Annotated in this window: 24 protein-coding genes; 12 read left to right on the top strand and 12 right to left on the bottom strand. The window is 40.5% G+C overall.

The window, feature by feature from the left end:
* Positions 1–88 precede the first annotated feature (88 nt).
* Positions 89–1,030, top strand: coding sequence for a M15 family metallopeptidase (locus NI464_RS11705; protein ID WP_253138598.1), 942 nt, complete (start codon positions 89–91; stop codon positions 1,028–1,030).
* 14 nt (positions 1,031–1,044) lie between these two features.
* Here NI464_RS11705 and NI464_RS11700 read toward each other — a convergent pair whose 3' ends face one another.
* The 7 genes from NI464_RS11700 to NI464_RS11670 all read right to left on the bottom strand — a co-directional run bounded on the left by NI464_RS11700 (position 1,045) and on the right by NI464_RS11670 (position 7,660).
* Positions 1,045–1,806, bottom strand: a complete 762-nt coding sequence (locus NI464_RS11700) for an alpha/beta fold hydrolase (protein ID WP_253138597.1) — start codon at positions 1,804–1,806, stop codon at positions 1,045–1,047.
* 796 nt (positions 1,807–2,602) lie between these two features.
* Positions 2,603–2,971 carry a hypothetical protein gene (locus tag NI464_RS11695; RefSeq protein WP_253138595.1) on the bottom strand — a complete coding sequence of 123 codons (369 nt, stop codon included), beginning with the start codon at positions 2,969–2,971 and terminating at the stop codon, positions 2,603–2,605.
* Complete coding sequence (locus NI464_RS11690) at positions 2,972–3,334, bottom strand: immunity protein Imm33 domain-containing protein (RefSeq protein ID WP_071851342.1); 363 nt, start codon at positions 3,332–3,334, stop codon at positions 2,972–2,974.
* A gap of 129 nt (positions 3,335–3,463) precedes the next feature.
* Positions 3,464–4,066, bottom strand: a complete 603-nt coding sequence (locus NI464_RS11685; protein WP_253138593.1) for a nitroreductase family protein — start codon at positions 4,064–4,066, stop codon at positions 3,464–3,466.
* A gap of 432 nt (positions 4,067–4,498) precedes the next feature.
* Complete coding sequence (locus tag NI464_RS11680) at positions 4,499–4,990, bottom strand: hypothetical protein (protein ID WP_004280216.1); 492 nt, start codon at positions 4,988–4,990, stop codon at positions 4,499–4,501.
* Positions 4,991–5,116: 126 nt separating this feature from the next.
* A complete protein-coding gene (gene fumC / locus NI464_RS11675; protein WP_195724781.1) occupies positions 5,117–6,511 on the bottom strand; it encodes a class II fumarate hydratase in 1,395 nt (464 codons plus the stop codon).
* 138 nt (positions 6,512–6,649) lie between these two features.
* Positions 6,650–7,660: an NAD-dependent epimerase/dehydratase family protein gene (locus NI464_RS11670; RefSeq protein ID WP_253138591.1), complete on the bottom strand. Its 1,011-nt coding sequence runs from the start codon at positions 7,658–7,660 to the stop codon at positions 6,650–6,652.
* Between the two features lie 70 nt (positions 7,661–7,730).
* Here NI464_RS11670 and tusD point away from each other — a divergent pair, with 70 nt between their 5' ends.
* The 4 genes from tusD to NI464_RS11650 are packed head-to-tail and all read left to right on the top strand — an operon-like array spanning position 7,731 to position 9,122.
* Positions 7,731–8,099, top strand: coding sequence for a sulfurtransferase complex subunit TusD (tusD, locus tag NI464_RS11665; RefSeq protein WP_004280211.1), 369 nt, complete (start codon positions 7,731–7,733; stop codon positions 8,097–8,099).
* A 44-nt stretch (positions 8,100–8,143) separates the two neighbouring features.
* Entirely contained in the window at positions 8,144–8,494 is a 351-nt protein-coding gene (locus NI464_RS11660) for a hypothetical protein (protein ID WP_253138589.1), read from the top strand.
* A gap of 17 nt (positions 8,495–8,511) precedes the next feature.
* Entirely contained in the window at positions 8,512–8,796 is a 285-nt protein-coding gene (locus tag NI464_RS11655; RefSeq protein ID WP_004646886.1) for a DsrH/TusB family sulfur metabolism protein, read from the top strand.
* A 14-nt stretch (positions 8,797–8,810) separates the two neighbouring features.
* Complete coding sequence (locus NI464_RS11650) at positions 8,811–9,122, top strand: TusE/DsrC/DsvC family sulfur relay protein (RefSeq protein WP_253138588.1); 312 nt, start codon at positions 8,811–8,813, stop codon at positions 9,120–9,122.
* A 115-nt stretch (positions 9,123–9,237) separates the two neighbouring features.
* Here NI464_RS11650 and NI464_RS11645 read toward each other — a convergent pair whose 3' ends face one another.
* The 3 genes from NI464_RS11645 to ybaK all read right to left on the bottom strand — a co-directional run bounded on the left by NI464_RS11645 (position 9,238) and on the right by ybaK (position 11,704).
* Positions 9,238–9,720 carry a hypothetical protein gene (locus NI464_RS11645; RefSeq protein WP_253138586.1) on the bottom strand — a complete coding sequence of 161 codons (483 nt, stop codon included), beginning with the start codon at positions 9,718–9,720 and terminating at the stop codon, positions 9,238–9,240.
* A gap of 69 nt (positions 9,721–9,789) precedes the next feature.
* Positions 9,790–11,043, bottom strand: a complete 1,254-nt coding sequence (locus tag NI464_RS11640) for a YncE family protein (RefSeq protein WP_253138584.1) — start codon at positions 11,041–11,043, stop codon at positions 9,790–9,792.
* A 193-nt stretch (positions 11,044–11,236) separates the two neighbouring features.
* Positions 11,237–11,704: a Cys-tRNA(Pro) deacylase gene (gene ybaK / locus NI464_RS11635; protein WP_071851354.1), complete on the bottom strand. Its 468-nt coding sequence runs from the start codon at positions 11,702–11,704 to the stop codon at positions 11,237–11,239.
* 959 nt (positions 11,705–12,663) lie between these two features.
* Between ybaK and aroQ the strand changes: the two genes are divergently transcribed.
* The 3 genes from aroQ to accC are packed head-to-tail and all read left to right on the top strand — an operon-like array spanning position 12,664 to position 14,935.
* Entirely contained in the window at positions 12,664–13,119 is a 456-nt protein-coding gene (gene aroQ, locus NI464_RS11630) for a type II 3-dehydroquinate dehydratase (RefSeq protein ID WP_005246503.1), read from the top strand.
* A gap of 16 nt (positions 13,120–13,135) precedes the next feature.
* The gene (gene accB / locus NI464_RS11625; protein ID WP_005107117.1) at positions 13,136–13,552 is read left to right on the top strand and encodes an acetyl-CoA carboxylase biotin carboxyl carrier protein; all 417 of its coding nucleotides are present in this window, start codon (positions 13,136–13,138) and stop codon (positions 13,550–13,552) included.
* A gap of 18 nt (positions 13,553–13,570) precedes the next feature.
* Positions 13,571–14,935, top strand: a complete 1,365-nt coding sequence (gene accC / locus NI464_RS11620; RefSeq protein ID WP_004646808.1) for an acetyl-CoA carboxylase biotin carboxylase subunit — start codon at positions 13,571–13,573, stop codon at positions 14,933–14,935.
* A 55-nt stretch (positions 14,936–14,990) separates the two neighbouring features.
* Here the strand turns inward: accC and NI464_RS11615 are convergent, their stop codons facing one another.
* The gene (locus NI464_RS11615) at positions 14,991–15,434 is read right to left on the bottom strand and encodes a hypothetical protein (protein ID WP_005100815.1); all 444 of its coding nucleotides are present in this window, start codon (positions 15,432–15,434) and stop codon (positions 14,991–14,993) included.
* A gap of 314 nt (positions 15,435–15,748) precedes the next feature.
* Here NI464_RS11615 and NI464_RS11610 point away from each other — a divergent pair, with 314 nt between their 5' ends.
* Positions 15,749–17,179: a sensor domain-containing diguanylate cyclase gene (locus tag NI464_RS11610; RefSeq protein WP_253114340.1), complete on the top strand. Its 1,431-nt coding sequence runs from the start codon at positions 15,749–15,751 to the stop codon at positions 17,177–17,179.
* Positions 17,180–17,225: 46 nt separating this feature from the next.
* Positions 17,226–18,716, top strand: a complete 1,491-nt coding sequence (locus tag NI464_RS11605) for an amidase (protein ID WP_253138582.1) — start codon at positions 17,226–17,228, stop codon at positions 18,714–18,716.
* 16 nt (positions 18,717–18,732) lie between these two features.
* Here the strand turns inward: NI464_RS11605 and NI464_RS11600 are convergent, their stop codons facing one another.
* On the bottom strand, positions 18,733–19,899 hold the full coding sequence (locus tag NI464_RS11600; protein WP_213687222.1) for an MFS transporter: 1,167 nt from the start codon (positions 19,897–19,899) through the stop codon (positions 18,733–18,735).
* Positions 19,900–20,277: 378 nt separating this feature from the next.
* Here NI464_RS11600 and NI464_RS11595 point away from each other — a divergent pair, with 378 nt between their 5' ends.
* Positions 20,278–21,417: a catalase family protein gene (locus tag NI464_RS11595; protein ID WP_253138580.1), complete on the top strand. Its 1,140-nt coding sequence runs from the start codon at positions 20,278–20,280 to the stop codon at positions 21,415–21,417.
* Between the two features lie 160 nt (positions 21,418–21,577).
* The gene (locus tag NI464_RS11590; RefSeq protein ID WP_420914111.1) at positions 21,578–22,792 is read left to right on the top strand and encodes an alpha/beta fold hydrolase; all 1,215 of its coding nucleotides are present in this window, start codon (positions 21,578–21,580) and stop codon (positions 22,790–22,792) included.
* The last annotated feature ends 179 nt before the right edge of the window (positions 22,793–22,971 follow it).

Raw genomic sequence — 22,971 nt, 5'->3', positions numbered from 1 at the left:
AAAGACTTAAAAAATGACGCCGTTGGAAAATTTATATCGATGAATAAAAAAAAAATTTTGAATTATTATTAGATCAATCATTCAACTGATGATTTTGATTATATTGAGCAGCTTTATTCTATTAAGCTTAGCTATGTTAGCCTTGCTGTCTTACGAGTTTCGATTAAGAATACAGGATTTTTTTCTTGATTTGATTTCACAAAGCAAACAACAATTTTCTCAAGCAAAACAGTTTGTTCAGAAATTTCATCAGGCGGCATCGCCTGAGCATCTTCAGTCTGAATGGTATTTGCAGCAATGGTGGATTTTGATTTCAGGATTTAGCTTATTTGCCAGTATTTTAATGTTCGCTTTCACTCAGCCACTTACTGCAAGTAGGTTTGAAGCTGAATATTTAAGGAAAGTTGATCCACAGATTTATGCATTATTAGATGGGCAAATATTAACAGCTCCAACTGAAGTTGATGAACAGCTTATTATCGAAGCCTTACAAGAAGAATCTTTAGCAAATCATTCTGTAATTTCAGCGCAAAGCCTTAATCTGAATATTGAAGACATTCATATAAATCCAAATATCAGCACAGCAGACCGTAAATGGCATAAGATGAATCCGCGATTTAAACAGCGCTTACTGATGGTTTTTAAAATTATACGCGAACAGCATGGTTATGAGCTAGTTTTACTCGAAGGTTATCGAAGTCCGGAAAGGCAAAACTCTTTGGCGACCAACAGTAATATTACCAAGGCCAAAGGCTTTCAAAGTTATCATCAGTTTGGTCTGGCCGCGGATATTGCCTTTAAGCGGAATGGCAAGGTGGTGATTAGTGAACGTGATCCATGGGCCATGCGTGGTTATGAACTGTTTGGCCAGATTGCAGAATCGGTGGGTTTAACCTGGGGCGGTCGCTGGAAATCCATTAAAGATTTTGGACATACTGAATATCGTATGCCCGGTTTAAAGAAAACAGCTGCAATGGCGCATCAACTCATTCATGAAGGACAATTACAGACTCAGTCCTTTCAGCCTTAAGCATACAAAGTGAATTAATTTAGAAAGGCCTGGATGTATTTGATCACTTCATCTGGTTTTTCACCATGCAGCCAATGTCCTGTATTTTCAATGCATTCAATTTTCGCCTGAGAAAATTGTTCATTGATTACCGCAAAATGTTCAGGTTTTGAGATATAAAAAGAATTACCACCTCTGAGAAAAAGTGCCGGAGTATCAAGTGGAGCAAGATCTTCCCAAAATAAAATATCCTGATAATGGTTAAAGAGCGCCTGTACATTAAACAGCCACTTCCCTTTGTTAAAAGATTTTAGCAAGAACTGAATTACCATTTCTTCATTCAGATATTCGCGCATGATTTTTGTCGCTTCTAACCGAGAACTTAGGTTTGCACGCTCGACAGCAAACAAGGCTTCAAAAATTTCCGCATGATGATTTTCATGATATGGGATTGGAGTTATATCCAGAACCACAAGCTGCTCTACCCGATCACGCGCAATATCCGCCAGCTTCATGGCAACTTTGCCGCCCATAGAATGCCCTACCACAACAAATTTTGTGATGTTAAGACTATTTAATGTTTCAAGTACATCTTTTGACATCAAGTGGTAATCATGCTCATCACTATGTCCAGATAAGCCATGGTTGCGTAGATCTAACTGAATGACGGTACGTTGGCTTGAAAAATGTCGCGCCAGCATTCCTAAATTACTCAAGCTGCCGAATAAACCATGAATGAAGACTATTGGTACAAGTGCTGAGTCATCATGACTGGTGATCTGGTAGTTGAGGATCATTTGACAATTCCGTGATTTCATAGATGATATGTTGATATTGGAATTTTATTGGGAATTAATCAATTGCTAAATCTTAAAATTATAAATTTTGCTTAGGCTATTTATATGCAATAATTTTTGCTTAGGCTAAATAATTGAAACTAGTACAATTTTTTAAAATCAGAGAGGTCTAAAAACTAGCTGTTATTACCCAAATAAGCTCAGGTAGCTTTTAAATTTTTAATTTTCTGGCAATCACTCATTCACTTATTCTTAATCAAAAACTGGATATGCATAATAAAGCCACACTACATTTACAAGTCATATTTCGGGTGTATAAGCAATCAAGTGGAATTTACCGCCTAGCTTTTTACAAATTGGCTAAGCAGAAAATACTATTATTAAGCTTCCTTCCCTTTTCTTTTTATAGCTATTAAAATTTATGATTTGCTTAGGCTATTTTACTGACTTTTAGAGATACTTGAATTATTAGATATGAGCTGCGTGCTGCAATTAGCCTAGCTCAGATGAAAATAATTTCTTATCAAATACTATTTGCTATTTCTAGAAAATTTTTAGAAAAAAATAATTGCTATTACTTATATATTCTAATTAATGAAATAATATCAGTGGATATATTCCCGAGACATGAGGTTATTCCATCAAATTTAGTTTAAATTAACTTAATATTTTTATTGAAAATATTTTAATAATGAACTATTAATATTTATAAAAGCTCGGTTATTCAAATTAGAATTATTTGCTTTATTTATATTTTTCAGCAAAAAACTTTCGAGATAGAAAAGTATTTTATAACTTATTCTACATCCCTATTTTTACAAAATATGCTTGTGGTCATTCCAGATTGAGTCAAACTTTGATCCTGCCTCTCAAGAAAACTTTTGGCGACCATAGCCATCGTGGGCGCCATATCCAGACTACTGTTTTCTTCAGACACTTTTTGAATATCCTGATAGGCTTTCAGTCGGTTACAGAAAGCCTGGCGTTGAGTTTGGGCATCTGCCTTTTGATCATCTTCATCTAAAACGTGCTTGGTTTCATTCACAATTTTAGTCTGTGCTGAAATAAACTGGTCATAGGCACTTTGTGAAAGTGGCTCTGCAAAGACCATGCTATTCAGTCCTGATAATAATCCTGCACAAATGAAAGATGATTTTTTTAGCATCTATATTTCTTCTTTCCAGACATCTTCATAATCATCGGCATCAATCATGAAACGGAAACCTGTTTCCAGAGCCAGATACGGTAAAACTTCTGGTGCGATGTCCTGTAATTCACGTACTGTCATGGTTTCAAAAGCCTCTTCACTTGAAGGCTCTCCACCATAAATATACCAGCTGATATTTTCAGCCGTTTCAGGCTTTTTACGGATGCCAACAATCGGATCCTGCTTTAAGGTATGTACTGCCACGGCAACAACATCATCACCCGTGACTTCAACATAAGCCGAGCCTACTTCTTCACAAAGTAGCTTTTGCTCTGCGATCAGTTCTTGTAAAGGTGACAGGTTTTGCGTGTTTTTCGACATTCGGTCTTACTCATCAATTTTCATTAGCGCGCTATTTTAACTTAATTTTAATGAAGCTGATTGGGATTTCATCGAGATCTAAAAAATATCTGCCCTTAAACCATGTTAAGCGCAGATATGGATATCAGCTTATTGGAATACTTTAAAGCGCTCTTCATCAGCGAGATAATCTTTGGCACGTGGCTCGCCTTCTATCGAACCAAATACCAACTGTGCACGCAACTTCCAGTTTGATGGAATGTCCCATTCCGCATGAACTTGCTCATCCACGATCGGATTGTAGTGCTGCAATGATGCGCCCAACCCTTCTGTGTGCAATGCTGTCCATGTTGCAAATTGTGCGATCGCAGTCGAATGCTCTGCCCAGATTGGGAAGTTATCAGCATAAGATGGGAATTGTTCCTGTAAGCCTTCTACGACTGTGTGATCTTCAAAAAATAAAACGGTACCTAGCCCTGCCGCAAAACTTGCCATTTTTGCTGTGGTTCTTGCAGCGCTTTCTTCATCTTTGGCATAGCTTTTTAATTTATCTGCGACGAAGCCCCAGAACTTTTCATGTTCCGAATTGAATAAAATGACGGCGCGTGAAGACTGAGAATTGAAAGAAGATGGGCTCTGCTTAATTGCAGTCTGAATCAAATCAGTTAGATGTTCAGGAGATTGTTCAACATTCTTGGCAATGGCATAAATAGTACGGCGTTTAGTAATTAAATCTAAAAACTGATTCGACATTTTTGAAAATCCTGGGATATATCTTCGGGAAAATTTGAACCTTCAGTTATTTTTATGAAGGATAGCTAATCAATGGAGCTTTTGCTTTAACGTGAGATAAAGCCTATATACCTTAAAAAATAATAGACTCAATTACTAGGCTATTTAATTGATATTTTTATATATTTTTTAGCTAAAAATTATCATTTTCATCTATTTTTTGAACAATCGTTAAAACTACTGCCCTATGCGAGTGCCTGACGCTAAACAATGGTTCAACATGCGCTATTATTGATCAAAATTTTAAGAATAAAGACCTTCAATCACCAAATTTAATCTTGCTTAGGCTATTCTAAGAGAGAGCACATCATGAAATAAATCTCATCTTGCAGATAAAAATTAATCCCCCAAAATTGGAGGATTAATTTTATAATTTAAAGCTAAAAAACCGATTTAAAACTTCGCGTTCAGCACCTGAGCAGATACTTTAGTCTTCCAGAGCTCACGTAAAATCGGTAAATAGAATTTCTCACCGAGTTCCACCAGTTCTGCATCAATCAGAGCATGCATCTCATGCATAAACAAATAATCCAGTTCAACTGTGGTTAGTTTAGTCTGCTGTTTTTGATAGTCTTTGCGTTTCTGTTGGGCTTGTTTAACCAGACGATCCGCAAATGCTTTATCTTTAAACTGGGTAATTGCTTTTAATCGAAGTTCGATAATACCCCATCCTGTTAAAAACATCTGGAAGGTTTCAAAATCATCGCTGGTCGATTCCCAAGACATTTCTTCCAGATTTTCATTATCGGGAAGCACAGGTAAAAGAAGTTCCATCACACTTGGGAAAATCTTTTTGAAATTCAGAATAAATTTAACAGGATGCTCACCTGGATAATCCTTGAATTGCACCTTTCTTTGAACATCTGTTAAATAAATATCAAGCATAAAACAATCATCAGTGGTTAATCTCATCTAACACTATTGTACGCAACTCTGCCTGAGATAAAAACCACTGCTGACTATTCCATGATAAAACAGGCGTAAAGATTGAAAATAAAAGTGCTCCGGCCCTTATTTAGCATTCGGTGAGACCATCTGTTCAGGACGCACCACTTCATCAAACTGTTCAGCGGTGACTAAACCTAGTTCAACAGCCACCTGTTTTAAGGTTTTTCCTTCCTTATAAGCTGTTTTGGCAACCTTGGCTGCATTCTCATAACCAATGACCGGATTCAATGCCGTGACCAGCATTAAAGAATCATGCAGGAAATGTTCAATTTTCTCATGATTCGGCTCAATGCCTACGGCGCAATGATCATTAAAACTGTTACACGCATCGCCTAAAAGCTGGATGGATTGCAACAGATTATAGGCAATGACCGGCATAAATACATTCAGTTCAAAGTTACCTGATGCACCTGCCACGTTAATGGTGGTGTCATTTCCGAGAACTTGCGCGACCACCATCGTCATCGCTTCACTTTGCGTCGGGTTCACCTTACCCGGCATGATGCTAGAACCCGGTTCATTTTCAGGAATACGCAATTCACCAAAACCACAACGAGGCCCGCTGGCCAGCCAGCGAATATCATTGGCAATCTTATTTAAGCTAACCGCTAAAGTCTTTAATGCACCAGACGCGAATACCGCAGCATCACGGCCTGCCAGAGCCTCAAACTTGTTTGGCGCAGTTACAAATGGTAAGCTTGTTAACTGTCCTAGTGTTTTAGCAGACTGAACGGCATAATCGGGATGAGCATTCAGACCAGTACCGACCGCTGTCCCGCCTAATGGCAATTCATATAAACCAACTAAGGCCTGTTCTAGACGAAGAAGCCCATGATCCAGCTGAGAGACATAACCGCTGAATTCCTGCCCCAAAGTTAAAGGCGTAGCATCTTGTAGATGTGTCCGACCAATTTTTACAATATCGGCAAAATCCTGAGATTTGGCATATAAGGTATCGCGTAAGCGTGTGACTGCCGGAATTAACAGTTCATTGATTTGCAAGCTCGCAGCCACATGAATCGCAGTTGGAAATGAATCATTGGTAGATTGGGCACGGTTGACATGATCATTTGGATGAACCGGTTTTTGTGCCCCTAAATGATTGCCCAATTTCTGGTTGGCAATATTGGCAATCACCTCATTACAGTTCATATTACTTTGCGTACCTGAACCGGTTTGCCAGACCACCAATGGAAATTGACTGTCCCATTTCCCACTGATGACTTCATCTGCCGCATCCACGATATAGTGTGACAGTTCTTGGGGAATCTGATTCAGCTCGGCATTGGTCAAGGCGGCAGCTTTTTTGACGAGTCCCATGGCACGAATCATTGGCCGAGGCAAACGCTCATTTCCAATTTTGAAATTTTGCAAGCTACGCTGAGTCTGAGCGCCCCATAAAGCCTCGCTCGGTACAGCCACTTCTCCCATCGTGTCATGTTCAATACGTGTTTGCATGTTCAACCTCAATTCTTCTTGCCTGTTACTGATCTTAGGAATTTCTATATCAATGATTTAATCTATTTATTTAAAGTAATTGATTACAGCAATCATGTAAATGATAATTATTATCAAATATTAGCTAAACACTCTTAATTACTGCCCTCTGAGCATATTCTGATAAAACAACCATTCATCCTCAAGCATCTTTCTGAGTGAACGCTGAGGTTGCCAATGCAGGATATTCCGCGCTTTTTCGATGTTCGCCCCCAATTGATCCATTTCGGCATGCGGATATGGCAAAGCATCCATGGTTTTGATTGCAGACTGAGTCACTTCAGCCAGTTGATCTAGCAAATCCTGTATGGAAATCAATTCACCGGCAATATTAAAAGCTTCACATTTTAATTCCTGCTGTTGTGACAGCCATTGCAAGGACTTGATCACGGCATCACAACAGTTTGCGACATGGAGAAAACTGCGCTCTACTGTGCCATCCGCAGTATGGGCCTGACGGCGTAATTCCAGATATTCACGTTGCTGTGCAGCGACCTGCATCGCCAAAGGCAAAATATTTTTTGGTAAAGGTGGCACTGCTTCTCCCAGCACACCGTGTTCAAAGGCACCGGCGATATTGGATAGACGCAGGATCGCAATCCGCCATTCATTATCAGTTTTGGCAGTATCCCGGATAATTTCCTCAACCATCTGTTGCGATTTGATATAGGGATTCGGATAAGTGAAGTTAAAAGGCAGATCTTCGCTTAAGTCTGCACCAGATTGTCCATATACCGCCAGACTGGATAAATGTACCAGATGACGCACGCCGGTACGCTGCATGGCACGCATGAGACTCATAATACAGCTAACATTATCATTATAATATTCAAGTGGTTTTAATACTGATTCTTCCAGTGATTTAAAACTTGCGGTATGCACCACAGCCTGAATCGAATGCTGCTCAAAGACTTTGTTCAATGCTGGCGTATTGCGAATATCAATTTTGATAAAAGGTACATACATACCAGAAATAAATTCGAGGCGCTCCAGAGTCTGTAAGTTAGCATTGGCCAAATTATCGACCACAATGACCTCTAGTCCTTGTGCTAACAGACTTAAAGCAATATGTGAGCCTAAAAAGCCTAATCCACCCGTCACTAAAATCATTTATACTACCTACTTTCTGATGAAGCCAAGATCAATCTGTTGCTATTGATCAAGCCTGTAGTGAATTTCGATGAGCACCTTAATTCTTGTTACCTCCGCACCGACTTCCATTTATGCCTGGCATGCCCTGGGTTTGGCTCAGGCCTTGCAAGATAAACAGGAAGCATTCCGTGTATTCTTCTATCAGGACGGCGTATCGGTCGCAAATGCACTGCAATGGGTACCCGACGATCAACGTCATCTTACACATGCATGGCAAGCGCTACAGATTCGCCTCCCGGTCTGTGTAAGTGCAGCATTGGCACGTGGAATTACAGATCTGGACAATGCTCGACGTCACAATATTCAGCAGCATAATCTGGCAGATGCCTTTGAATTGGTCGGTTTAGGTGAACTTGCCGATGCTGTTCAGTCCTCACAACGTCTCATTCAATTCTAGATGTTTCATTTTTTAGAATGTGTTGCTTTTCCAAGGAATCTTGTGTGAAATCTGTACTTGTTATATTAACCCAAGCCAATCTGACCAGCCTGCAGGTACATGAAAGTCTGTCGGCTACCATGGTCCTGGCAACCTTTGGCGCCGAGGTTAAAGTCCTGTTACAAGGGGCCGCCCTTAGTCTGCTGCGTTCAGAGCTGCAATTTGATCAGGTACAACATGCATTTAAACTGGCATCAAATATGGTCGACAGTTTCGAGTTTTATGATCTCACTCCGATTCTGATTGAGAAAAAAAACCAGCATTCCTCATTTGTGGCACAGAGCGAACAAGAAATCGAATTTATTGAGCTTAATTCTGAATTTATTCAAAGCTTTGATCATGTGATGTATTGGTAAGGAACAAGGGTATAAAAATGTCAAATCACACACTTTATCTGATCCAATCCAGCTATTCGGCAACAGCGCAGATCCTAGAGCAACTGGCTCAAACTTATACAATGGGTGATCAGGTCGTGCTGATGGGTGAAGCGGTTTTGCTGCTAGAGCATTCATTTCTTCAAAGCTTGCCGAAAATTCACATACTGAAAAATGATGCGGAGTTATTAGTACAGCCTTTGCCTGATCAGATAAAGCTTTTGAATTATGCGGATTTTGCAGATCTTTGCCTCGAGTTTAATCGCTGCATTTCAATGAAATAATAAATGAGTTAGATATGAATTTAGAATTGGATCAAGATGGCCATCTGGTTGACTATACCATCTGGAATGAAGAAGTCGCTCAAGTGCTGGCCGATAGTCTGGAACTGAGCTTAACTCCTTGGCATTTTGAAATTCTGCAAGCGTTACGTCAGTTCTATCAGCAGTTTGGTCATTCACCAGCAACACGACCACTGATTAAATTTTTAATGAAAACTGTCAGTGCCGATATCAATAATGCCATGCTTCAGGAAAAGTTTAATACTGGTCTGGTGGCCCGTCACTTAAGCCGTTTGGCTGGTGTACCCAAGCCTGCAAATTGTTTATAAAGATACTTAGCTTTCTATAGTGTGTATTTAAAGGCCCAGATCATTTTTTGGGCTTTTTTTTATGAGAGCAATTTTCAGACTGAGAATAATGAAAGATACAGCTGGATCTAATTCGTCAAGTTCGAGTTTGTTCTAATACTCGCAACGCCCGATGCAATTCATGATCCATTTCAGGCAGAACTTTAATCAGAAACTCAATTTGTGCTTTCGCTTCGGCCTTGCTCACCAGTTGGGCCTCTACCAGTTTTTGCTGCTGACTGATCAACAAACTGACTTGTTGAGGATTTGGTCGTTGTCCCTCACTTAAAGCGTTAATGATCTGAGTAAAGTCCAGATATAACTGTTCTTGTTGCTTTGATAATTCGCTTTGCTTTGCAACCGTATCGTTCTGTTTCTTCTTCGTAGTTTGACTATTCTCAGGAGAGTTAACAGATGTATAGCTTGCCGATTTTTCAACTGGCAGGACCGGATCAGAATGGGTCTGATCAGTAAAATTCGTCCGATAGATTTCTTGTCGTACCTGATAACCAATACCCACTAAAGTCCCAAACAAGAGCAATCCGATCATTACATAGAACAGAATTGTTTTATCATTCATTTTTATGTCCTCAGCTCAACAAAGACAACCTTTATCAAAAAGCTGTCTTTTTCGCTAATCGACGATTGACTACGGCGTTGACCAGTCTGCTGGTGCATAACCAATCCGAACGCGTTGTGGATGATTTCCTACCGGTACACTCAGCACTTTATTGCCTGTGGCAAAATCAATCACTGTGACCACATCTGTTTCACTTTCTGAAATTACACAGCTACGACCATCCGGGCTTCGCGTTGCCCAATAAGGTTTACCTGCAGAAATCAGTTTCCCGGCTGTCAGCGTTTTGCGATCTACAATCGTAGCGTAGTTATCCATGGTCCCGGCGACACAGAGCTTTTCACCATCAGCACTGATTGACAATCCATGATGACGTGAATCATTCACCCATTTTGTCCGGTCTTTCGGAATACTGTCACTACCAGGCAGCTGTCCGATCCGGCTAATCTTGTTCTGGTTCAGATCGTATTCAATCAAACCATTAAAGAATGAAACCTGGGCATACAGTTTGGTTTCATCCTTGCTAAATACCATTGGTCGTACTGAGTTGGATAAATCTTTACGACCAAATGCATCAAGTGCAGGTCTGAAATCGATTTTTCTTAGCACCTGATGCGTATTGGCATCTGCGATAGTGATAAAACGCTTACCTTTAGTAAAGTCTTGCCACTGTGCATCCATCGAGGTTTCCACATTGCCGATAGCAGAGTTCAGGATCTTGTTACCACCATCGAAGTAAATATTTTCATGCGGTTTATCGCCAGTACTGAAACGGCCTAACTCTTTACCGGTATGGATATCTAGTACATGCACTACATTTCCTGAAGATGCAGATACAGCGATGCGCTGCCCATCTGGTGATACTGCCATATGGTCGGCACGGAAGCCTTCTACAGGCGTCCGCCAGTTAATCTTGCCGGTTTTGATATTAATTGATACCACATCGGCGAAACTTGGGCGTGATGCAACGACTGACTGCCCGTCTGGTGTCGAGTACATATCATCCACCAACTGATCATTGCCTTCACCGGCTGTGGTCTGAATATAAGTATAGGCAATCAGTTTGATTGGATTCAGGTGAATTTCCTTAAGGCGCTCTTTACGGTCAGGAATCATGTTAATGACGCCTATTTTGCCAAAATCACCCGATGGACGAATCACGGTTACCGTGCCATCCCAGTTATTTCCGACAAAGAAAACCTGCTGTGAATTGGCAGGTGCAGCTGAAGGTGCAGAAGCGGCCTGTGCACTCGGCAACGCAGATAGCATCACCATCGCAGATAATGTTAGACAGAACCGTGGCCATTTTTTATTTTGAATTTTCATCCATTATGCTCCGCATAATAATTTATATTTTTGTTTTCATTCCTTGTTGTGTACACAGTCAGGCTGTGTTTTAACTTATCTAATATACAAACGTATAAAATTATTTACTGTTATTTCCGACCAAAAAATATGCAGCCATTTTAAATCTATCACTTCAGGTTCTATGAATTTAGCTGATCATCGTACTCCGATCTTATATATCCAGCACATCGACAAACTGTGCATTGAGCACTTTGGCAAGATCAGCCGGCTTTAATCCAATATCCAAGCCTCTTTTACCGCCACTGACATAGATCTTATCCAACTGTTCTGCGCTGGCATCAATCACCGTTTTTAATCGTTTCTTTTGACCAATGGGACTGATTCCACCGACCAGATAACCGGTCAAACGTTCTGCATGTTTAGGATCTGCCATCTGGAGTTTTTTACATCCCACAGCCTGGGCTACTTTTTTCAGATTTAACTGATGATGTACCGGCAATATGGCAACAAAATACTGTTTATCATCCGTGACTAATAAAGTTTTAAAGACTTCTTCCACCGAAAGCCCTAATTTTTCAGCAGCTTCTAACCCGAAACTTTTGGCATTGGCATCATGTTCATATTCATGAATGCTGTATTCGATTTTATTGGCTTTTAATAGTTTGCATGCAGGTGTCATAGAAAGTCTTGTTTGAGAGGAATCGCATGATTATATAAAGATTAGCTCAAGAAGTTAATTTAGATGAGGCAACTACAGAGCAAATTTTGCTTTAAGCCCGTATTCCGCTTCAATCAGACCTATTTGGTTCAATCTTTACGCTCTTCAATACTTTTGAACTCTTCTGCAAAGATGATGACGAGCAAAATATCAACAAATGTATGTGTTTTTGCCACTATCTAAGCGTTAGGCGATTAATGGCTTCACTGTGTAGAAGGCTTGAAGATGAACACATTCGTCATTTCATGCGTCTATAAATACGAGGCATATAAGTCGAGCGTTTTATCTTAAACCCGCTGAGATTTAACCTTTATCTCCGGAAGAAGAAATAGATTCTTGTACAGTGTCTGTCATGAATACTTGAATTGAAAATGATGTAATTAATTCCAATATATTGGAAGAATAGACCTAGGAAAATCCAAGTACAATAAGAGAAAATATCATTAACATATTGTCTTATCTTATATTTTTAAATTTTCGTCAAGTTTTGAGAAACGGTCGATAGCTTATATATAAAGAGGATAATCAGCACAACTCTAAAGTCAGAATGTAAAGAGTTTTCTATGCTATAGAAGTCGAACATTGCAGTAAAATCAGCCAGACAACTCTTGTTCAAAACTAAAAATATCACTAAAAGGAAGAATTTAGCGTTAACATGAAGATACAGTTACATAAAGGATATTAACTGTTTTTGCCAATTGGGTTTACAATGAAAATAATCTGAATACCCAGCGAATTGTAATTTTTTAACATTGCCAAATCTCTGCAAAGTTTTCATTATAGCGCCACTGTTTGCTATATGCTTTCTACGTTAATTCAAAGAAATTATAAATAGTAATGTAGAAAATCATGCAATAATAAGCAGAGTTTGCAGACATCTTGCAAACAAACCCCGATACTTTTTAATTGGAGCATGCTGGATGAGTTCGACCATTTTGGTTATTCATGGACCGAATTTAAACTTGCTTGGGAAGCGCGAACCGGAAGTTTATGGTCACCTTAGTCTTGACGATATTAACCAGCAGCTGATTGCTCAGGCTCAACAAGCTACCTTACAACTCGATACTTTCCAGAGCAACTGGGAAGGTGCCATTGTTGACCGAATTCATCAAGCCCAGCAAGACGGCATTCAATATATCATTATTAATCCAGCAGCATTGACCCATACCTCTGTTGCTGTTCGCGATGCCCTCCTTGGCGTTGCCATTCCTTTCATTGAAGTCCATCTGTCTAATGTGCATGCACGTGAGGCATTCCGACATCATTCATACTTGTCCGATAAAGCCATCGGCGTGATCTGTGGTCTAGGTGCAAAAGGCTATGCTGCTGCCCTCGACTATATCATTGAAAAAATACAACCTTCTACACAATCTTAATTAGGAATACTGTCTCATGGATATCCGTAAAATCAAGAAACTCATCGACTTGATGATTGAATCTGACTTACAGGCGATCGAAGTTAAAGAAGGCGATCAATCGATTGCATTAACTCGTCGTAATCCAGTGGTTGCAGCAGCTGTTCCTGCGATGCCTGCACCAGCAGCCGAAGCGCCAGCAGCAAAATCTCCTCGCGGTGCTGTTGAAACTTCACCAATGGTCGGCGTGTTCTATGCAGCACCAAGCCCAGGTGAGCCGACCTTTGTTAAAGTTGGCCAGACCGTTTCTGCAGGCGATACGCTCGGTATTATCGAAGCAATGAAAATCATGAACCCGATTGAAGCAACTCAAAGCGGTGTGATTGAAGAAATTCTGGTGAAAAATGGTGAAGTGATTCAATTCGGTCAACCACTTTTCCGCTACCGCGCTTAATCACCCCGGGGATTTATAATGTTGCAAAAAGTTTTAATTGCAAACCGTGGTGAAATTGCGTTACGCATCACCCGTGCTTGCAGAACTTTAGGGATCAAAACTGTAGGTGTCTATTCTGACGCAGACAAGGACCTGATGCACTTACGTTTCTGTGATGAAGCAGTATGTATCGGCCCTGGTGCGAGCAGTGACAGCTACTTGAATATTCCTGCGATTATTACAGCTGCTGAAATTACCGGCGCAGATGCAATCCATCCTGGTTATGGATTCCTCGCTGAAAATGCAGAATTTGCAGAAATCGTAGAAAATTCTGGTTTTATCTTTATTGGTCCGCGTCCGGAACATATTCGTTTAATGGGAAACAAGGTTTCTGCCATTATTGCCATGAAAAAAGCTGGTGTACCAACAGTACCGGGCTGCGACCATGCCGTAACGATTCACAATGCCATGGCTGAAGCCAAAGAGATCGGTTTTCCACTGATTGTAAAAGCTGCTTCTGGCGGTGGTGGTCGTGGTATGCGTATCGTAGAAAATGTCGATACCCTGCTGGAATCTGTTCAGGCTGCACAGCGTGATGCAGAAATGTGGTTCGGTGATGATACGGTCTATATGGAACGTTTCCTGCAAAAGCCACGTCACGTCGAAGTGCAAGTACTTGCTGATGGTAATGGTCATGCGATTCATCTGTATGATCGTGACTGTTCACTACAGCGTCGCCATCAAAAAGTACTGGAAGAAGCACCAGCACCGAACTTACCAGAGCAAGCACGTGCTGATATTCTAGAAGCCTGTGTCAATGCCTGTAAATTGATGCAATATCGTGGTGCAGGTACATTCGAATTCCTGTTTGAAGATGATGAGTTCTTCTTCATTGAAATGAATACGCGTGTTCAGGTTGAGCATCCGGTAACTGAAATGGTCACGGGTATCGATATTATCGAACAGCAATTGCGTATTGCTGGCGGCTTAGGCCTCGATATTCAGCAAGAAGACGTCAAGGTTTTAGGACATGCGATTGAATGCCGTATTAACGCAGAAGATCCATCGACCTTCCTGCCTTCACCAGGCAAGATTGACAACTTCTATGCACCAGGCGGCGCAGGTATCCGTTTAGATTCGCATGTTTATCCAGGTTACAGCATTCCACCGTATTATGATTCGATGATTGCCAAACTGATTTCGCATGGTAAGGATCGTGAGACGTCTATTTCTCGAATGAGAAATGCTTTGGAAGAAATGATTTTGACTGGCGTTAAAACCAATATTCCTTTGCATAAAGATTTAATCCTTCAGGATAAAAACTTCTGCAAACAGGCAATGGATATTCATTACCTAGAGAAGCATTTGTTAAAGCAGCTTGAAGGTGCTGAAGACAAAGCTTAAATCAAAGCTCATAAAAAAACCGCTGTCATTCAGCGGTTTTTTTATTGTTTGCAATTTAAGGCAATACGCGTCTGAGCACAGCAAAACATTGTTCGGCTTTTTCATTGGCGCAGAAGTTAATGGTATAAGGGTTTTGCCATTTCACAAAATATTGCGAAATTTCACCAGACTGATCCACCTGATTGCCTGAACAGTCTTTTTCATTATTGTCATATTTTACTTGCAGAATCAGCGCTGGAATCTGCTGCGAAGGATCCTGTGCCGGCTGATAGTCATATAGCCCCGACGTCCACTCATCGCCACTTTTAATCACCACATTATTATTGCCTTTAAAATTATAATATTCGATACATTTTTTATTATTCGGGATTTCCATTCCCCACAATCCGACAATTTCCGGACGGGTTTTCACAGTAAATGTATTTGGGATTTCAGCAGCTTTAGCAGGAGCATTCGCTGGTTTTTTATTTTCTGTCGCCATTAGCCAAGGTGAGCTCATGAGTAAGATAAGGCTAAGACATATTTTTTTCATATTTACCGGCATCTTGTTAACAATTGATTCTAAATTATCATATTTTTTGGGATCGTGTCCCGCTCTAACGCAATTTCAATACAGAGTCAGAAATTATTTATCACATTGTTTAAAAACATGGATTTCCTTTCTGACTTTTTTTGTATATATTTCGTATATAAGAATCTTAATAGTTCGCATTAATAACAGATTAATCAAACAATAAAATTATATTTTGGGTCAAACTTAGTTGCTGAACAAAGTGATCATTCACACTTAAAAATTTGAATAGGATTTTAAATTTGCAATTAGCTCGAATAACAGAACAACAATTAAATCATGAAACCTATGCTTATTTTGTCATTGTTTTCGCTGTTTTAGTCTGTTGTTTTATTGGGATCGCAACCAGACCAATTGAGTATCTGGCCTTATTGTGGCCGGCCAATGCTGCCTTGTTAGCCCTGTTCTTACGCTTTCCACATTTAAATAATATGGGAGGTTGGCTTGGTGCATTCAGCGCTTTTATGTTTGCAGATCTGATCACCGGGAACAGCCTATTACAAAGCCTGTTTCTTACCTTGTCTAATCTGATCAGCACTATTGTCTCGATATTTTTTATTCGATATTTCAAGATTAATTACAAATACTATAATACTGGTTATACATTCGTTCATTTATTTGGCATCTTCGCTTTTGCAGGCTGTCTGGCCAGTGCGGCTTTTGCAGTTCTCACCTTGCCAAATCTACCCAATTCATTCATGACCAAAGAGAATTTATGGATTGATTTTGGTCTGTGGTGGACCGGTGAAATGGTGAATTATATTGTGTTTCTCCCTTTAATCTTGGCATTCCCAAGAATAAAAGACATGCAGTATCTATTTAAAAACCGTCGTCAAAAACGTAATTACTTCAGCTATTTTTTACCTGCATCTTCAGTCGTGGCCTGTGTCATCATTACCAATATTTTTGCAGGCCCCGGCGCAATGCTCTACCCTCTGGCTGCACTGATCTGGGCTGCGTTGACCTATCGCCTGTTTAGCATGACACTGATTAATGCGTTTGTGACTATTTTAACCTATTACAGCCTGACGCGGTTTTATGCCACAACGCATGACACCTTGGCAGATTCTACGATTTATATTTCGCTCCGGATCGGGCTGTTTATGCTGGCCTTATCGCCGCTTATTCTTTGTATTATTAGTCAAAACCGCAATGAGCTGTTTAAACGGGTTCTCTATCTGGCCAATCATGACAGTCTGACCCGCACCATGAACCGTCATTTTTTCTTTCAGAAAGGTGAATATTTACTGCAATATGCCAACAGAATGGAATTTTCGGTCATCATGCTGGATATTGATCATTTCAAACGTCTGAACGATGATTTTGGCCATCATGTCGGTGACAAGGTGCTGCAACATTTTGCGGAAATCATTCGCTGCAATTTACGTGCTGAAGATCTGTTTGCACGAATTGGTGGGGAAGAATTTGTGCTGTTACTCTGGAATACCGAACCATCAGAAGCACGTCTTATTGCAGAACGGATTCGTGATCTGGTGGAAAAAACCCCTATTTATCAATCAGATGGCTCGCCCCTGTATATTACCGTGAGTGTGGGCATCACTCATCAAAATGAACCGCAGGCCCAAGACCTGCAAAACCTGATCAATATTGCAGATCAAGCCTTGTATCAGGCCAAACATCGTGGGCGAAATCAGGTGGTGCTTGCATCTTGAGCCTAAATGATCTACAACCTTGAAGCAGCAACACTAGGGAATGGCAATGAAATTTGAAGAATATCTGCAATATGACGGTTTAGGACTGGCTGATCTGGTCGCCAATAAACAAGTACATTCAAGTGAACTTTTATCTGCTGCACTAGAGCGTAGCTCAATTGCCAATCCCGAGCTAAATGCAATTATTATTCCGATGCATGAGCATGCATTGAAACGGAGCCAGCAAAATCTGTCCGGACCTTTTGCCGGTGTGCCTTTTCTGGTTAAAGACCTGTTTCAGGAATATGCCGGTTATCCAACTTCTTATGGTTGTCAGGGCTTAAAACGGATTGGTTATATCGCCGAGACCAATGCCGAGATTGTCAATCGCTGGGAAAAAGCCGGGATTGTGACTTTTGGACGTACCAATACTCCTGAATTTGGGATTAAAGGTATTACTGAACCAGATGCTTGGGGCAGCTGTAAAAATCCGTGGAATTTACAGCATAATAGCGGCGGCTCGTCCGGTGGTTCCGCTTCTGCCGTGGCTGCCGGAATTGTACCAATTGCGGGTGCTGGTGATGGTGGCGGCTCGATACGTATCCCCGCTTCCTATTGCGGCCTGTTTGGCCTGAAACCGAGTCGTGGCCGCACGCCTTGGGGACCACAAATGAGTGAAGCCATGCATGGCGCCGCGATTCAGCATGTACTGACCAAAACGGTACGGGATAGTGCTGCAATGCTGGATGCCACCCATGGTGAAGATCATAGTTCACTGTTTAAGATTCAGCGTCCACAGCATCATTATCTGGATGTGATTCAGCAACCGCCAAAAAAACTGAAAATTGCGTTTAGCACTTATTCTACGATTGGCACACCTGTTTCGCAGGATGCCATTAAAGCCATTGAACAAACAGCCAAATTGCTAGAATCTTTGGGCCATGAAGTGGTCGAAGACCGTCCAGCCATTGATGGCATGCAACTGGCCAAGGATTTTATTACCACCTGGTTTAGCCAGTTTTCATTTATGCTGGATGAAATCCAGAAAGGCTATCCGTCCAAATCGAATGATTTTGAACTGGACTCTTTAGCGCTGGCGGCTTTTGGGGCCAAAACCAGCGCGATTGATTATATCCAGAACCTGAATAACTGGGGCCAGTACGTGACCCAGATGAATCATTTCTTTGATAATTATGATCTGTACCTGACGCCTGCAACGGCGACAGTGGCGCCAAAAAATGGTGAGGTCAAAACACCAAACTGGCAGAAACCGATTCTTAAAGCTTTATTGAAACTAAATAAAGCACATTTGCTGGCGCAAGGTAAACTGGTCGACCAGATTGTGAAAGAAAATCTAAAATGGGTGCCTTTTACCCAGTTGGCCAATATTACCGGACTCCCAGCGATGTCTGTACCACTGTACTGGAATGAACAAAACCTGCCGCTCGGTTCACAGTTTATTGCGCCGTTTGCCCGTGAAGATCTCCTGCTACAATTGGCAGCTCAATTGGAACAAGCTCAACCGTGGTTTGGGCAATATTCCAAGATCCGTATTTAATGTTGAGATGATATTTTCAAGCCTGTTTTTGCAGTTCGACTTTATTCGGCAATCCGAAAATCAGTAACAAGCCAAGCAAGGTCGATGCTGCAGCAGCGATAAAGATAGATGTGCCGCCGACTTGATCCCAATAATGCCCAGCCAGAATACTGCCACTCGCCACGCCAATGCCCCACATGGTGCTATAGAGCGCTTGTCCACGTCCTTGCTGCCCTGCAGAGAAGTTCTGGAATATCACCCGCATTGCAATCATATGAAATAAACCGAAACTTAAAGCATGAATCGTTTGAGCAAAAAACTGTGCCATAAATGAAGCAGGAAAGACTCCGACGATGAACCATCTTAATCCTGTCATTAACAAGCATAGCGTGACCAGATGACGCCATGACCACCGTGTCAGAAAGAACGTCGCATAGGCAAACATGATTATTTCCGCAATGACCCCGACTGACCAGAGCAGCCCGATCTGACTGGTGCTAAATCCCGCCTGACTGAGATAATTGCTATAAAAACTATAAAATGGCGCGTGTGAAAATAGCAGAATCAATTCAATCAGGAAAAAGCTATACACCACTGGGCGTTTGAATATTGGCCATAAGGGTTCGAGCTGTTTCTGTGCGGTAGGTGCTGTCGTGGGCTCTTTAATGGTAAATGACCAGAGAAAGGCCAGAAATGAAATACACAGCAACAAGACGGGTAACATACTGATGCTAATAATTTCAAAGACGGCGCCCAAGCAGAATACACCGATAATAAAGCCGACTGATCCCCATTTTCGTACTTTGCCATAGAGTTCTGCTCTTTTTTCCCCGAGCCAAAACAAAGTCACGCCTTCAAACTGTGCCAAAATAGCATTCTGAAAGAAACTGAAAATCAGCATCAGTAAAGCTACGGACTGAAAGCTATTGGGAATGATAAAAATCATGAACCAGATACAGGCTTCCATCCAGGTGGCAATACGTACCAGCAGCATGCGTTTACCAGACTTGTCTGCAATCCAGCCCCAAATTAAGGGAGCAAAAAAGCGGGTGACGATTGCAATAGAAGATAAAATGCCAATTTCCTGATAATTGAAGCCCTGATCTTCAAGATACAGACTCCAAAAAGGCATGAACGCCCCAACAATCGCATAGTAAAAAAAGTAAAATCCACTGAGTCTATGCTGGATTGCTAGAACTGGCATTGATTTATATATCCTAATATTTTCAAAATGTTAAACTCAATAAATTTCTATAGCACTGTATTCGACGACTCTTGATTTTGCTACGAGCATCTTGCATTAGTCTAAAAATAAATTTTCATAAGTTTATGGATAAATTTTGCTAAAGTAAAAATTCTGTGTTGAGTTAAATTAAAGTAAGAATATAAATCGGCTTCTATATTGAGCACACGATAAAGAGTGGAAACATTTTTAGAAAGGAGCTGGATGAACTTTAAATCTGGAGATCAATAATTACACAGACATTATCATTAATTTATGGCTAAAGTATGTCCAAAGAATTTTCAGATCATAGGCTAAAAAATTAAAATCAACTCTAGCTTTATAGCAAGGAGAAAATCAATGCCTAACTTTATAAGACCTCTATACTCGGGTCTAGTCTTCCTCCCTTTAATGGCAATAAGTATTTGTAGTGCGGCATATGCTAACGCTTCCCCTATAGCATCTAACTCTCCGAAAGAGAATATTCATCCCAATATAGATCATCATTTAAGTGAAAGTCTTTATCCTGATGAAGCAAACATAACTGAAAAAATCACAGATATAATTGAGCTATCGATTCGGAAAGAGTATTCCACAGGTATCGCGCTACGTGATGCCCATCCCAAAGCACACGGTTGTGTACGTGCAGAATTCAAAGTAGATGAAGCTCTTCCCAAAAACTTGGCTCAAGGTGTTTTTCTTCCTGGAAAAACATATCAAGCCTGGATTCGTTTCTCTAATGGTTCTAAAGATGCCCAACAACCAGATATTAAAAAAGATGCCCGTGGCATGGCGATAAAACTTCTGGCTGTACCGGGAGAAAAGCTTTTAGATGATGAAACCTCTACTCAAGATTTCATTATGATCAATCATCCTGTCTTTTTTGTGAATGATCCAGTCCGATATATGTCATTTATGCAAGATATAAATAGCGATAGATTTTTTAATAAACTGCATATTCCTTTTGCATTAGGAGCTAAAGGAACCTGGATTGCCTTAAATACGAGAAATAAAATTTCTAATCCTTTGCAAACTAGATATTGGTCTATGGTGCCCTATCAATTAGGAATAGGCACTGATCGTCAAGCTGTAAAGTATTCAGCTCAAGCATGTTCGACAGTGATAGATCCTCTTCCACATGCTCCCCATCATAATTTTCTAAGAGAAAACCTGCGCAAACATTTGCAAAAAAGTGAAGCATGTATGGAGTTTCTGGTACAGCCTAGAACATTAAACAGCATGTCGGTCGAAGATTCCATGACTGAATGGCAAGAAAGCCAAGCACCTTTTTACAAGGTAGCCACTATCCGTATTCCCCAACAAGTTTTTGATACGCCTGAACAAAACAAGTTTTGTGAAAACCTCTCTTTTACACCATGGCATACACTACCAGAGCACAAACCTCTGGGAGTAATAAACCGAATGCGAAAGGTGATTTATGATCGTATTAGTCAGCTTAGACATGATATGAATTCTACTCACAGATCAGAACCACATTAAAATATAAGTGCTTATATTAAAGTTATCAGCTAACCTAAAATAACCTGTTGTATTGCATATTCGCCTTAACTTAAAAGCTTTAGTTTACAAACTTTGTGCAGAGTTAATTTAGAAACATAAATAAAGCTGCTACATTAAAAATGACATTATAAAAAGGAAAATGGTTTCAGTGATGAAAATTAAACCTCCTATTATTAAATTGATCATGAGCTGTTTATGTTTAGGTTCAACATATGCAATAGCATCTCCTCCACTTCCCGATAACAGCAAAATCCAAACATCTAATATTTCTGAAAAAATACTGGGTACAATATTATCTCTACAAGAACAAAATACTGATCTGTTTACGAATGCCTCACAACGTTTCTTAATCAATTATCGCAGTCGTGGCACAAAATCCGAGCCCATCGTCACTTCAGGCTATATCCTGTTACCTAAAGGCAAAGTCCCTAAAGATGGATGGCCTGTTCTGGCTTGGGCGCATGGTACAACTGGCGTTGCTGATACATGTGCACCCTCTGGCGATTATATGGGTGGGCCAGTCCATGTCTATCAACAAATCGCAGCTAAGGCATTGAATGCCTGGCTCGCTCGCGGCTATGCAGTCGTTGCACCTGATTATCAAGGTTTAGGCACTCCGGGCGGTCATCCTTATATGAATGCGCGAAGCCAGTTGCATACTGTCGTTGATGCTGTACGAGCGATCCACCATTTAAAGCCTTATAACTTTAGTAAAAATTGGTATGTTATGGGTCATAGTCAAGGAGGTGCAGCATCTCTTAAAGTTGCAGCATCCGGTCAAAAAGATGCGCCTGAATTTGATCTTCGCGGGGCAATTGCACTGGCACCAGGCGGTTATCAATATGAAGGAATCGCTGAATATGTTGCTAGCAATTCGCAAATCACGACTGATGTCGCCGCATTTTTTCCAATTGTGCTTTTAGGAGCAGAAGCTGCAGACCCGATGCTTGCTCCAGCAAATTTAGTTAGCCTAGAAATGGGAGAAATTCTTAATCATGCACGCAGTCGCTGTTTGTCAGAATTACAATCGGACCTAAAACAAGCACCTAAGACTGTCTTTAAATCAAATGTAAATCTGGCACCTTTGACAAATTATTTAAAAGAACAGTCTATTGAGAATATGATACCGACTGTGCCGGTTCTGCTGGTACAAGGTGAGAAAGATCAACTGGTCGATTATCGTGGTACTTATGCTTACTACCAGCAGGTATGTACAAAGCAGAAATCTATCGCCTTCCATCTAGTCAAAAATGGAGATCATCGTGATTCCTTAAGACAGAGTGAATTTCTGATTGGAAACTTTATCCATTCAGTTGAACAAGGAAAAGCTTTGAGCACCTGCCCTACAAAATAACTTGGTGAGCTTTTGCATTTAATCATTAAAAACGCAAATATTTTAATCTTCATATTTATAGAATAGTCCTTTAAAGGAATACTATTCTATAGATCTCTTTCATAAATCAAAAAATGATCTTCTTTTTGGTTAATATTTGCACTCCAAATTTCTTGGCATTCGTGCATAATCTGCGGATG

The organism is Acinetobacter lwoffii (assembly GCF_024129685.1).
Classification (GTDB): Bacteria; Pseudomonadota; Gammaproteobacteria; order Pseudomonadales; family Moraxellaceae; genus Acinetobacter; species Acinetobacter lwoffii_X.
This window is presented reverse-complemented; position numbering and strand designations above follow the sequence as displayed.

Bases quoted from the DNA above. Each gene is read 5' to 3' on its own strand.
- NI464_RS11705 (WP_253138598.1), top strand. From the start codon at position 89: ATGATTTTGATTATATTGAGCAGCTTTATTCTATTAAGCTTAGCTATG.
- NI464_RS11700 (WP_253138597.1), bottom strand. From the start codon at position 1,806: ATGATCCTCAACTACCAGATCACCAGTCATGATGACTCAGCACTTGTA.
- NI464_RS11695 (WP_253138595.1), bottom strand. From the start codon at position 2,971: ATGCTAAAAAAATCATCTTTCATTTGTGCAGGATTATTATCAGGACTG.
- NI464_RS11690 (WP_071851342.1), bottom strand. From the start codon at position 3,334: ATGTCGAAAAACACGCAAAACCTGTCACCTTTACAAGAACTGATCGCA.
- NI464_RS11685 (WP_253138593.1), bottom strand. From the start codon at position 4,066: ATGTCGAATCAGTTTTTAGATTTAATTACTAAACGCCGTACTATTTAT.
- NI464_RS11680 (WP_004280216.1), bottom strand. From the start codon at position 4,990: ATGCTTGATATTTATTTAACAGATGTTCAAAGAAAGGTGCAATTCAAG.
- fumC (WP_195724781.1), bottom strand. From the start codon at position 6,511: ATGCAAACACGTATTGAACATGACACGATGGGAGAAGTGGCTGTACCG.
- NI464_RS11670 (WP_253138591.1), bottom strand. From the start codon at position 7,660: ATGATTTTAGTGACGGGTGGATTAGGCTTTTTAGGCTCACATATTGCT.
- tusD (WP_004280211.1), top strand. From the start codon at position 7,731: ATGAGCACCTTAATTCTTGTTACCTCCGCACCGACTTCCATTTATGCC.
- NI464_RS11655 (WP_004646886.1), top strand. From the start codon at position 8,512: ATGTCAAATCACACACTTTATCTGATCCAATCCAGCTATTCGGCAACA.
- NI464_RS11650 (WP_253138588.1), top strand. From the start codon at position 8,811: ATGAATTTAGAATTGGATCAAGATGGCCATCTGGTTGACTATACCATC.
- NI464_RS11645 (WP_253138586.1), bottom strand. From the start codon at position 9,720: ATGAATGATAAAACAATTCTGTTCTATGTAATGATCGGATTGCTCTTG.
- NI464_RS11640 (WP_253138584.1), bottom strand. From the start codon at position 11,043: ATGAAAATTCAAAATAAAAAATGGCCACGGTTCTGTCTAACATTATCT.
- ybaK (WP_071851354.1), bottom strand. From the start codon at position 11,704: ATGACACCTGCATGCAAACTATTAAAAGCCAATAAAATCGAATACAGC.
- aroQ (WP_005246503.1), top strand. From the start codon at position 12,664: ATGAGTTCGACCATTTTGGTTATTCATGGACCGAATTTAAACTTGCTT.
- accB (WP_005107117.1), top strand. From the start codon at position 13,136: ATGGATATCCGTAAAATCAAGAAACTCATCGACTTGATGATTGAATCT.
- accC (WP_004646808.1), top strand. From the start codon at position 13,571: ATGTTGCAAAAAGTTTTAATTGCAAACCGTGGTGAAATTGCGTTACGC.
- NI464_RS11615 (WP_005100815.1), bottom strand. From the start codon at position 15,434: ATGAGCTCACCTTGGCTAATGGCGACAGAAAATAAAAAACCAGCGAAT.
- NI464_RS11605 (WP_253138582.1), top strand. From the start codon at position 17,226: ATGAAATTTGAAGAATATCTGCAATATGACGGTTTAGGACTGGCTGAT.
- NI464_RS11600 (WP_213687222.1), bottom strand. From the start codon at position 19,899: ATGCCAGTTCTAGCAATCCAGCATAGACTCAGTGGATTTTACTTTTTT.
- NI464_RS11595 (WP_253138580.1), top strand. From the start codon at position 20,278: ATGCCTAACTTTATAAGACCTCTATACTCGGGTCTAGTCTTCCTCCCT.
- NI464_RS11590 (WP_420914111.1), top strand. From the start codon at position 21,578: ATGGTTTCAGTGATGAAAATTAAACCTCCTATTATTAAATTGATCATG.